General features: G+C 41.4%; 9 protein-coding genes and 1 pseudogene. 7 read left to right on the forward strand and 3 right to left on the reverse strand.

The window, feature by feature from the left end; all coding sequences use genetic code 11:
- Window positions 1-52: 52 nt before the first annotated feature.
- Entirely contained in the window at window positions 53-1,573 is a 1,521-nt protein-coding gene (locus MST18_RS06270; protein WP_180133127.1) for an acetyl-CoA C-acetyltransferase, read from the reverse strand.
- A gap of 241 nt (window positions 1,574-1,814) precedes the next feature.
- On the opposite strand from MST18_RS06270, the gene MST18_RS06275 reads away from it, so the two are divergent.
- The 5 genes and pseudogenes from MST18_RS06275 to dnaX all read left to right on the forward strand — a co-directional run bounded on the left by MST18_RS06275 (window position 1,815) and on the right by dnaX (window position 8,456).
- Window positions 1,815-3,206, forward strand: a complete 1,392-nt coding sequence (locus MST18_RS06275) for a 3-oxoacyl-ACP reductase (RefSeq protein ID WP_180133128.1) — start codon at window positions 1,815-1,817, stop codon at window positions 3,204-3,206.
- A 132-nt stretch (window positions 3,207-3,338) separates the two neighbouring features.
- On the forward strand, window positions 3,339-4,193 hold the full coding sequence (locus MST18_RS06280) for a MaoC/PaaZ C-terminal domain-containing protein (protein WP_180133129.1): 855 nt from the start codon (window positions 3,339-3,341) through the stop codon (window positions 4,191-4,193).
- A gap of 88 nt (window positions 4,194-4,281) precedes the next feature.
- Window positions 4,282-5,568, forward strand: coding sequence for a serine hydrolase (locus tag MST18_RS06285; RefSeq protein WP_180133130.1), 1,287 nt, complete (start codon window positions 4,282-4,284; stop codon window positions 5,566-5,568).
- A gap of 84 nt (window positions 5,569-5,652) precedes the next feature.
- Window positions 5,653-6,102 (forward strand): annotated as a pseudogene (locus tag MST18_RS06290) (copper resistance protein NlpE N-terminal domain-containing protein).
- A 134-nt stretch (window positions 6,103-6,236) separates the two neighbouring features.
- Complete coding sequence (dnaX, locus tag MST18_RS06295) at window positions 6,237-8,456, forward strand: DNA polymerase III subunit gamma/tau (RefSeq protein ID WP_180133131.1); 2,220 nt, start codon at window positions 6,237-6,239, stop codon at window positions 8,454-8,456.
- A gap of 21 nt (window positions 8,457-8,477) precedes the next feature.
- Here the strand turns inward: dnaX and MST18_RS06300 are convergent, their stop codons facing one another.
- The gene (locus tag MST18_RS06300; protein ID WP_180093557.1) at window positions 8,478-8,909 is read right to left on the reverse strand and encodes a thioesterase family protein; all 432 of its coding nucleotides are present in this window, start codon (window positions 8,907-8,909) and stop codon (window positions 8,478-8,480) included.
- Between the two features lie 35 nt (window positions 8,910-8,944).
- Window positions 8,945-10,105, reverse strand: a complete 1,161-nt coding sequence (locus MST18_RS06305) for an iron-containing alcohol dehydrogenase (protein WP_180133132.1) — start codon at window positions 10,103-10,105, stop codon at window positions 8,945-8,947.
- Window positions 10,106-10,223: 118 nt separating this feature from the next.
- Here MST18_RS06305 and MST18_RS06310 point away from each other — a divergent pair, with 118 nt between their 5' ends.
- Window positions 10,224-10,739 carry a low molecular weight protein-tyrosine-phosphatase gene (locus tag MST18_RS06310; protein ID WP_111884272.1) on the forward strand — a complete coding sequence of 172 codons (516 nt, stop codon included), beginning with the start codon at window positions 10,224-10,226 and terminating at the stop codon, window positions 10,737-10,739.
- A 9-nt stretch (window positions 10,740-10,748) separates the two neighbouring features.
- Window positions 10,749-11,786, forward strand: coding sequence for a UDP-N-acetylmuramate dehydrogenase (gene murB, locus MST18_RS06315; RefSeq protein ID WP_180133133.1), 1,038 nt, complete (start codon window positions 10,749-10,751; stop codon window positions 11,784-11,786).
- Window positions 11,787-11,800: the final 14 nt, after the last annotated feature.

Below are 11,800 nucleotides of genomic sequence, written 5' to 3' on the forward strand. Positions count from 1 at the left end.
TAAGCATTAAAAAAGCACCTCATTTGAGGTGCTTTTTTTAAATCTGAGAAACTTATTTTTCAATAATCGCTGTTACGCCTTGACCACCTGCAGCACAGATCGAAACAAGAACGCGACCTGAACCTTTTTGGTTCAGCAATTTTGCAGCAGTTGCGATAATACGACCGCCAGTTGCAGCAAATGGGTGACCTGCAGCAAGAGATGAACCTTTCACGTTCAATTTAGAACGATCAATTGAACCCAATGGTGCATCTAAGCCTAAACGTTCTTTACAGAATTTAGGATCTTCCCATGCTTTCAGTGTAGACAATACTTGAGATGCAAATGCTTCATGAATTTCATAGTAATCGAAATCTTGTAGCGTAATACCTGCACGTTCAAGCATACGAGGCACTGCATAAGCAGGCGCCATCAATAAGCCTTCTTTTTTCTCTACAAAGTCAACTGCCGCAGTTTCTTGGAAAGTTAAATAAGCAAGCACTTCGTGACCGTTTGCTTTTGCCCATTCTTCTGACGCAAGAAGGACACATGATGCACCATCGGTCAGTGGAGTCGAGTTACCCGCGGTCATGGTACGCGCATCGCCTTTACCAAACGCTGGTTTTAACTTCGCAAGTTTTTCTACTGATGAGTCTGCACGTAAGTTGTTGTCACGCTCTAAACCAAGGAATGGCGTAATAAGGTCATCGAAGAAACCTTCTTCATATGCAGCTGCCATTTTTTGATGTGAAGATGCAGCAAGTTCGTCTTGCGCTTCACGAGAGATACCCCATTCAAGCGTAGTAATGGCTTGATGGTCACCCATAGAAAGACCTGTACGTGGTTCACCGTTCTTCGGTGCATCCATCAAATCTTTAACATTAATTTTAGTTAATGCTTTTAGGCGGTCTTTGCCCGTTTTAGCAATGTTCAACTCAAGTAAAGCTTTACGTAAACCATCACCAAAAGCGATAGGTGCATCAGAGGTTGTATCTACACCACCAGCAACACCCACTTCGATTTGACCCAATGCGATTTTATTAGCAACCAAGAAAGCTGCTTGTAAACCTGTACCACATGCTTGTTGAATATCGTAAGCAGGTGTTTCAGGAGCAAGTTCAGTATTGAGTACACACTCACGGGTCATGTTAAAGTCACGACTATGTTTTAACACGGCACCAGCAACAACTTCACCAAGGCGTTGACCTTGAAGGTTGAAGCGTTCAACAAGACCATTTAATGCAGCTGTGAACATATCGCTGTTTGATGCAGTGAAGTAAGCGCCGTTAGAACGAGCGAAAGGAATACGATTACCACCGATAATAGCAACGCGGCGAACTGTGTTTTGACTCATGGTATTATCCTGTTGAACAGACGTTTGAGTTGTTGATTTTAAAGCTGTTTTAGGGTTTGAAGCGGGTGTCTTAGTACGTGTAGATGCACGACGAGGACGGCTCGTTTTAGCGACATCACTTGTAGACTTGGTTGCTGTGCCCGTACTTTTAGCGGTACGTGGCGTACTCTTTGATGTATTTGACACAGTTTCCTTAGTCGGACTTTCGACTGCTGGATTTTCTTGAGTTGTTTTGCTCATAAGGCTTTTCCAAGCATGTTGATGATCTTCTTGACGGCTACATTAGCATATTCACCAAAGGGGTAAATTGACTAAAATGACATTCGCTAAAGCATTCAGGTCAAGCCATCTGCGGTTTAACTCAAGTATGATTCCATGGAAACTGATGGAACTATTGAAATATAAGTATCTGACATCATCTTGAAGTTAAAGGGATATCTTCAGATCCATCAAAAATTAATCTGTATGAGAGATAATAAACATGACTGATCAATACCAAACATTTGCAAAATCTCCTATTGGTAAATTTGTCATCAAAAATTTAGGTTTACCATCACCGACTTTTTTAGAGCGTTTTGAGTCTGCAACACCTGTCGTTAAAGGTGCGGTTTTATTCGGTGCAGCGCCTGCTTCAACATTGTCTGGTGCTATTGCACAAGTTTTGGCAAATATTCATGCCAATAGCTATGCAGGCAATAATGCTGAATTACAACAAGCTGCGGCAAAATCAGGTCTAAACTTAAGCGCATTTAACGAAGGCGATAAAGAGTCTAAGTTTAAAGTTGTGGTATTTGATGCTTCCGGTATTCAAAACTCAGAACAACTGCATGCCTTATATGCATTTTTTAACCCAATCGCGCGTCAAATTCAGGCGTCTGGTCGCGTTGTCGTTGTTGGTACAACACCAGAAACTGCGAAAACTGTAAAACAAGCCATTGCACAACGTGCACTAGAAGGTTTTGTAAAATCAGTCGGTAAAGAGTTTAAGAAAGGGATTGCTGCACAGTTAGTCTATGTGGACGAAGGTGCTGAAGCAAACTTAGAATCTGCATTACGTTTTGTGATTTCACCACGTTCAGCTTATGTATCGGGTCAGGTGATTCGTGTTTCGAAAGCAGATGTTGTGGATGTTGACTGGAATAAACCGCTTGCAGGCAAAACAGCTGTAGTAACAGGTGCAAGCCGTGGTATTGGTGAAGCAATTGCACATGTATTGTCACGTGATGGCGCGCATGTCATTTGTTTAGACGTTCCACAGCAGCAAGCTGACCTTGACCGTGTTGCAGGTGAAATTGGCGGTTCTACGCTCGCGATTGATATTACTGCAAGCGATGCCGGTGAAAAAATCAAAGCTGCGGCAGCTGCTCAAGGTGGTTTGGATATCATCGTGCACAATGCCGGAATTACCCGTGACAAAACTTTGGCCAATATGAAGCCTGAGCTTTGGGATTTGGTGATTAACATTAACTTGTCTGCGATTGAGCGTGTAAATGATTACCTTCTTGAAAATGATGGCTTCAATACAAATGGTCGTATTGTTTGCGTATCTTCTATTTCAGGTATTGCAGGTAACTTAGGTCAAACCAACTATGCTGCTTCTAAAGCAGGTGTAATTGGTGTGGTTAAATTTACTGCTCCATTATTGAAAAATGGCGTAACCATTAATGCTGTTGCTCCAGGCTTTATTGAAACGCAAATGACTGCTGCGATTCCATTTGCAATCCGTGAAGCAGGTCGTCGCATGAACTCGATGAGTCAAGGCGGTTTACCTGTAGATGTTGCAGAAACGATTGCGATGTTTGCTTCAACTGCGTCGACTGGCTTGAACGGTAACGTGGTACGTGTGTGTGGTCAAAGCTTGTTAGGGGCTTAATAATCCCTCCCGACCTCCCTTTGAAAAAGAGAGGAGAAGTCCCCCTTGATCAAAGGGGGATGAGGGGGATTTAAAATATCCTTCTTTAAAAGGAAGGGAACTTTATAAAGATAAAACTTCCAAAGGTTTAGTATGAATACTCGCCATTTTAGTCAACTTCCAAAACCTTATTTAGCCTATCCAAAAGTGATTCAAGGCTTGATTTTTAAAAAGTCTAAAGCTGAAAAAGTGCTGCCGCAAGTTGAATATGTGGTGGATTCATTTAAGGTCGATCAAAAACATTTAAAAGCTTATAACGAAGTCTGTGGCTTTAAAAACAATGGTTATATCCCAGCGATTTATTTGGCTGTGCTTTCTCAAAGTTTGCAAATGCATATGATGACTACGGAAGCTTTTCCATTTGCGATCTTAGGTTTGGTACATATTCGTAACCAAGTGAAGCAATATCGCAAAGTTGGTATGAATGAAACACTGTCATTGTCATGCAAATTTGGTGAATTACAGCCACATGATAAAGGCGTGCAATTTGACTTTATTACCACTGCAAAAGTGGGCGATGAAGTGGTTGTAGAATCATTAACCACGTATTTAGCACGTCAAAAAACAGAGAACAAAGCTGCGGCAAAATCTACCGAAACAAAGTCAGCTGAGTTGCAAGTTCAAGCTGAATGGAATGTTTCTGAAAATACCGGTCGCCGTTATGCGTTGACTTCTGGTGACTTTAACTTGATTCATATTCATGCTGTAACCGCTAAAGCGTTTGGTTTTAAACAAGCCATTGCACATGGTATGTGGAGTAAAGCCAAAGCTTTGTCGAGCTTAACTTTACCAGATGCCTATGAAGCAGATGTATGGTTTAAATTACCCATGTATTTGCCTTCTCAAGTCGAGTTCCTAACTGCGCAAACAGGTAAAGATACAGAGTTTGCCATTCGAAATAGTAAGAACAAAAAACCGCATGTCGCGGGAAGTGTGAAAGCACTGTAAGACTTAAGCCTAAATCGATATCGGTTTAGGCTTTTTTGCTTTAATCTCAAGTTTTAATCTCAAGCGATTCATATTCAAAGGAATGATGATGCAGGCGCTCAAAGAATATCTATTTGCACAGAAGAATAATTTTCAAGGTACGGTTGACGAGGCGTTTCAAGATTTGGCGGCGCAATTTAGCCGGATGCAGGATGCTCGAACCCACTTAGGCGGAGCCGCCTTAGTGGTGTATTTTAAAGGTCAAAAAGTCGTAGATATTTGGACTGGTAAAAAGTCAGCCGAAGAAGCTTGGCAGGCCAATACACCCTCAGTCTGTTATTCCACGGGTAAAGGCGTACTTGCAACGCTTGCACATATCTTAGTGAGCGAAGGCTTTCTAGATTACGATACTCCCGTTGCCGTATATTGGCCGGAGTTTGCTCAAAATGGTAAGTCGGATATCACATTAAGGCACATGCTGAGTCATCAAAGTGGTTTATACGATATCCGTAATATCATTGAAACAGCATCTGAAATGGCTGATTGGCCACATATGCTTAAAGTCATCGAACAAGCTAAGCCACGTTTTGAGCCGACAACTGATGCGGCATATCAACCATTAACCTTCGGTTGGCAAGTAGGTGGTGTACTTGAAAAGGCCACAGGTCGACCGCTTGCTGAACTAATGCAACAGTATTTGGTTGAGCCTTTAGCATTGGATCATGCTTTTTTTGGCGTACCAGAGCATCAACTTGGTAAGGTTGCACGCTTGATTCCGAAAAAGAAAAAAGAAGAACGCACTATAGATGCTTCTGTTCAAGAAAATACCCAAGCGCAGACAACGAAAAAAAAGACCGAGACACGAAAACCGTCAATCTTTGATCAGCTCCTGCAAATTTCAGGACAAAATTTGCAAGACTTTCAAGATGGTATGATTCCAAAAGGGATGCGCAAGTTTTCATTTTTTAGTGATGAGGGTTTGCAAGCCATTATTCCTGCGGCAACAGGCGTATTTAGTGCCAATAGTTTAGCGAAAATCTACGCCATGCTAGCCAACCAAGGCCAGTGGCAAGGACAGACCTTAATCACACCACAAGTTTATGAATCTTTAAGTAAAATTCAATATAAAAAGCGTGATCGTATTATGCCTTTACCAATGAATTGGCGTTTGGGATATCACCGCATTTTAACTTTAGGCAAATCTAGTCAAGGTTTTGGACATATAGGTTTTAATGGTTCTGGGGCCTGGTGTGATCCGCAGCGTGATTTAAGTTTTGCGTATACACATAACTTTGCGACGGGTTCGATCACGGGCGATTATCGCTTATGGGGCCTAACTCAAGAAACCTTACGCTGTGCAGATAAAGTATTAAAAGGGCGTAAAGGCTGGATTTAAGATACTTTGGAATAGAACAGAAATTGGGGAAATGTGAAAAATATGCTATTTTCCCTCGCAGTTTTAGATTGCTGTGATATTCCTATGAAAAAAGTTGTTTTGATTCCCTTAGTAGCAACGTCGGCAATGTTGGGTTGTCAGGATTCAACTCAAACGAAATCAAAGGAGATAGAAGCAATTACTGCTGAAAAACAGCATGCATCATGGGTCGGTAATTTTAAAGGCACAACACCTTGTATGGGCTGTCTTTCTCGTTGTGAAGATTGTCCCGGCATGGCTGTGGCTCTTGAGCTACATGAAGACCAAACCTATACACTCACTCGTGAAAGTCTAAGTGGTCATAACGAAGTAGAAGTGCTAAAAGGTGTAATTGGTTTTAAAGATGAATCAAAGCAGCAGCTAGAACTTATGAATGTGTAAACGCGCAATCTATTGTATGTAGATTTGGATCAGCAATTGCTAGAAATTCGTGAAGACCAGACGGCGAAACGCTATCAAATGCAGAGTGATTTCCTTTTAAATAAAGCAGTTTAAGCATTCGTAATTTATATTAAATTTGCCTGATCATTGTGATAGCTCAAGATCGGATTTTTATTGTCCAAACTCTGCCATTTATTTCACTATTAGACAAAAAAACAGTATGCTTACACCTGTAAAAAGGAGCATACATGTATCAAGTACTTGCACGAAAATACCGTCCACGAAATTTTATTGAACTCGTGGGACAAAACCATGTGTCACGCGCACTTACCAGTGCCTTAGAACGTGGTCGGTTACATCATGCGTATTTATTTACAGGTACTCGAGGTGTGGGTAAAACCACTATTGCCCGTATTTTGGCAAAATGTCTGAACTGTGAAACAGGTGTAACCTCAACGCCTTGTGAAGTTTGCCCAACGTGTAAAGCAGTAAATGAAGGTCGTTTTATTGATTTAATTGAAATCGATGCGGCATCACGGACCAAAGTTGAAGATACGCGAGAACTACTCGATAACGTTCCTTATGCACCAACCCAAGGTCGCTTCAAGGTTTATCTGATCGATGAAGTGCATATGCTCTCTACGCATTCATTTAATGCGTTATTAAAGACTCTCGAAGAACCGCCAGAGCATGTGAAGTTCTTATTTGCTACTACAGATCCACAAAAATTACCGATTACTGTAATTTCACGTTGCTTGCAATTTACTTTGCGTCCTTTAGCGGTGGATGAAATCACATCGCATTTGACAGATATCTTACAAAAAGAACAAATTCAAGCGGAGCAAGATGCGATTTGGCAAATTGCTGAATCGGCTCAAGGTTCACTGCGTGATGCATTGTCACTAACTGATCAAGCGATTGCCTATGGTCAGGGTTCAATTCAGCACCAAGATGTTAAAGACATGTTGGGCCTAATTGACCGTACGATCATTTATGATTTGATTTTAGCCATTCATCAAAATCAGCGTGAACGCGTGAGTGCTTTACTCATGCAATTCCGTCAACAAGCGCTGGATGTTTCGCTGGTATTAGATCAGTTGATTTCAACGTTACATGAACTGGCATTATTACAATACTTGCCAGACTTAGCGTTGAAATATAGCGCTGAGATCAATCAAAAAATTATGCAATTGTCGCAGTTAATTTCAGCACAAGATTTGCAGTTGTATTATCAAGTCGCATGCAAAGGTCGGGCAGACTTGCAGTTGGCAGTCACGCAAGAGCAAGGTTTTGAGATGTGTGTGCTGCGTCTATTAGCATTCCGACCATTACAGCCAAACGAAATGTTGGTCTCTGCCGTACAGCAAGAGTCAGCCGCACAGCCACAGCTTGCTCAAAATCAGGCCGAAACAGTTCAGCCGACTCAAACACAGTCTTTGCAGCAACCCAATACCGTTGTTGAGTCTGCTGCACAGGTTGCCACTGTTGAGCAGCCTGAAGCTGTACCCGCTGTAGACACATCGCCAGCTTTCGATGATTTTGATGATTCACATTATGATGACGATGATGGCTATGTTTCTGCACCTGCAGTCGATGAACCTTCATCTGATGATTTTTTAGATGATCCTGAAGAAGACGCAATAAGCCAAACTTCTACAGCATCTACAGCAAATGGCACTCTAGATACGCAAGAGGTTGCACCGGTTGAGTCTGTATCGACACAGCAAAATGACACGCTTGTTATGGATGCCGTGGCAGAAGATACATTATTTGATTTAGATCCGACGCCGAGTACTGAAACTGAAGAAGTTGATGTGAGCGCTATAAATTTTGAAGATATTGCACCTTTAGAACCAACAGCTTTAGAGTCAAAAAGTGTAGAGCCTGAAACAGCTCAGCCACATTTGATCAATGCCATTGAACCACAACATGTGGTGAATGAATCAGTTTCGGGTGCTCAAGGCGACAATGGTTTTGATCTAGCATCACCACAAGTTACGCAAAGTTCCGTTTCTTCGGATGCTGTTCAAACGGGTTCATCTTCTACCTTGATGCCACAAGATATTTTGACTTTACAGCCTCAAACCCTTGAAGGTGAGTGGACGGTCGAAAAGTGGGAGTATTGGTTCCGAAATAGTCAACTTTCACCTGCGGTACAAGAGTTGGCTCAGCATGGCATTATGCGCGGTACGATTGACGGTGAATCGACTTTCCATATTCCAAAGCGATACGAAGCTTTAGTGACTCAATTACAGCATGTATTGGAACAAGCCATTCATGCACAATGGTCAAAATGTCGTTTCCATATCAGCTTTGAAGATGTCGAAGAAACCACACCGTTTGCTTTACAACATGTCCGCAAGGAAAAGGCCTTTGCACGTGCAAATGAGTTATTACATGCAGAGCCTGTTGTGAAAGACTTACTCAAAAGCTTTGATGGTGAGTTGCAAAATATCCAGCTCAAATAAGTTTCAAGCTGGATATAAAAATTAAAGTAAAAATTGAGTTAAAGCATCTCGCATATCATCGGGTATCGAGGTGCTTTTTCGTGTTTGGCGGTCAACAAACACATGAACGAAATGTCCTTGGGCTGCAGCCTCATTTTGTCCTTGTTTAAAAATAGCCAAGTCATAGCGCAGTGAAGAATTACCAATTTTTTCAATCGCAACCCCAACTTCAATGATTTCTGGATAGGACAGCTCTTGTAAAAAGCTGCAGGCTGAATCGACCACTAAACCAATGATCGGGGTATTTCGCAAATCAAAACCGGCATGTTGAATCAAGAGTGCATTTGCAGCAGTATCAAAATAGCTGTAATAGGTGACATTATTGACATGACCATACATATCGTTGTCTGCCCAACGTGTTTGGATTGGAAATAAAAATCGATAGTTTTGGCGGCGTTTAGTTTCAGGTTTCATCGTTGGTATTTTCTTTATTTCAAAATGAGTGAACTTTAGGCATAGATCGATTGGTAAATCTGGCGAGCGTCTTCAAACTGCAGTTCTCGCGGATTATTTTGTAATAGTCGCGTTTGTAATAGCGCATCTTCTGCTAAACGATCAAGCATATTTTCAGGCACATTGAGTTGGCTGAGTTTTAGCACCAAACCGCTCTGATCTAAATGATTTTGCATATGATCAATAAATAAATCACATAAACCATCGGTACAGCCCGTACTGTATGGATCTAGCCAACTCATGAGTTCTGCATAATGCTGCTTGGCCTGAGGTGCATTAAACTTTAACACTTCAGCGAGAACCAGTGCATTGGTATGACCATGCGAGAGATGAAAGTGTCCACCGAGTGGATAGGCGAGTGCATGCACCGCTGCAACTGGCGCATTAGCAAAGGCCTGACCTGCAAGCATTGAACCGACCAGCATGTGCTGACGCGCTTCGAGGTTATGTCCGTCGTGTAAAACCAGCGCTAAATTTTTATTTAATAAACGCAAAGCTTGTTTAGCAAGCATATCCGCATACGGATTTTTTTTAATTTTTGATGTATAGGCTTCAATGGCATGCACCATGGCATCGATACCGGTTGCTGCGGTAATGTGTGCGGGAAGATTTAATGTAAAGTTCGCATCGAGGATACAGATATCGGCATATAGTACAGGGGAGACGATACCTGTTTTGGTGGTTTCACCTGTAGTGACGATAGAGATTGGTGTGACTTCAGAGCCGGTCCCTGCCGTTGTCGGAATCAAAATGAGTGGCAAGCGTGGTCGTTTTGCATTAGCTACACCATATAAATCACTGATCTGTTGTGTTTGCTTAGGATGAGCCAAGATCGCAATAATTTTAGCCACATCCATTGAACTTCCACCACCAAATCCAATAATCAAATCTACTTTTTCATTTTTGGCAAATTGAACTGCATCTAAAACTATATGTTCTGCAGGGTCAGCTTGAATACTGGAATAAATCACATAATCTTGATGGATACTTTCTAAAATATCCAAAATGGGTAAATGTAATTGTTGTTGCAACATACCGGGGTCGGTCACAAGCATAACACGCTTAGCTTGAAAGTCGCCTAGGACCTCTCTCAGTTGGGAAATAGAGCCTAAGCCTGAAATAATATTGCTGACGGTTTGAAACTGAAATTGACTCATTGGCTTATCCCTAATTTTTTATATCTAAATAAACATTATTCTTGAGTGTTGATATAGGATTCATCCTGTAAATAACTTAACATAAGACGCTTGAAATAAAAGTAGTCTTGAGGTTGTTATGTCATCCAGCACGCCATATAAGGTGTTGTGTGTTTGTTTAGGAAATATTTGCCGTTCACCTACGGCTGAAGTGGTTCTCAGACATTTTTGTGATGAAGCGCAACTCAATATTCACGTCGACTCTGCGGGTACGAGCAATTATCATCCGGGCAAAGCGCCTGATCTACGTAGCCAACAGCATGCAAAATTACGTGGCTATAACTTATCTGCATTACGTGCACGTCAGTTAACGGTTCATGATTTTATTGAATTTGATTTGATTTTGGCCATGGACTACGAAAATTTAGACAATATTCAAAACCTCATGCAAAAGGCGCAGCAACAATTCGGTCAACTACGTGCCCAAGTGTCTTTAATGAGTCAACATGATCACCAATACCCACAACAAGAAGTACCAGATCCGTACTATGGTGGTGATGCAGGGTTTGAACATGTATTAGATCAATGCGAATCTAGCAGTCAGGCTTGGGTCAATTATTTAAAAACTCAGTTACAAGCACAGCAAAAAAATTAAGGTTTAAGAATGCAAATTCAAACACAGGTTCAGCTTAAGCCATTTAATACATTAAGCCTCGATGCTGTTGCATCTCATTATGTACGCGTTCAATCGGTAGAAGATATCCAAGCAGCGCTCGACTTTGCCAAAGCTGAGCAATTAAATATATTGGTGCTTTCAGGGGGCAGTAATATGCTGTTGCCTGAGCAAATACATGCTTTAGTGATGCACATGGATATTCAAGGTATTGAATATGTACAAGACGATGCCGATACACAGACTTTAAAAGTGGGTGCTGGGCAAGTGTGGCATGACTTTGTGCTATGGACGACGGCACACCAGTTTTATGGCTTACAAAATTTAGCATTGATACCCGGTTTAGTCGGTGCTTCACCTGTGCAAAATATTGGAGCTTATGGTGTTGAAGCGGGTGAGTTTATTGAATCTGTACAGGTCTATGACCGAGTAACAGAACAGCAAAGTAGTATTAGCGCTGCCGATTGTCATTTTTCATATCGCCATAGTATTTTTAAAGATGAGCCAGAGCGTTTTATTATTACGCATGTCACGTTTAAACTTTTAAAACATGCAGATTTAAAATTAAATTATGGTGATTTAAAGCAGGCAGTGGGTGAAGACTTAAGTGCAGAAAACCTACAACAACAAGTCATTCATATTCGTCAAACCAAACTCCCAGATCCAAAAGAATTTCCAAATGTCGGAAGTTTCTTTAAAAATCCTGTGCTTAGCCAGCAAGCCTTTGACCAAATTGCGCTGCAATTTCCCAATTTACCCCATTACCCACAACCGAATAATGCGGTAAAACTGGCAGCGGGCTGGTTAATTGACCAAGCAGGTTGGAAAGGGAAATCTGTGGGTTCAGTGGGTATGTTCCATAAGCAAGCTTTGGTGTTGGTCAATTATCAGGACGCCACGCTGCAAGATGTACGTACAACTTACAAAGCTGTACAACATGATGTTTTTGAAAAATTTAATATTGAACTACATCCTGAGCCTGTATTATTTGATACAAATGGCTTGATTCGATCTCACGCAGATCAATAAAAACACATAGGTTT

It is taken from the genome of Acinetobacter sp. YH12068_T, assembly GCF_024606005.1.
In the GTDB taxonomy this organism is placed as follows: domain Bacteria; phylum Pseudomonadota; class Gammaproteobacteria; order Pseudomonadales; family Moraxellaceae; genus Acinetobacter; species Acinetobacter amyesii.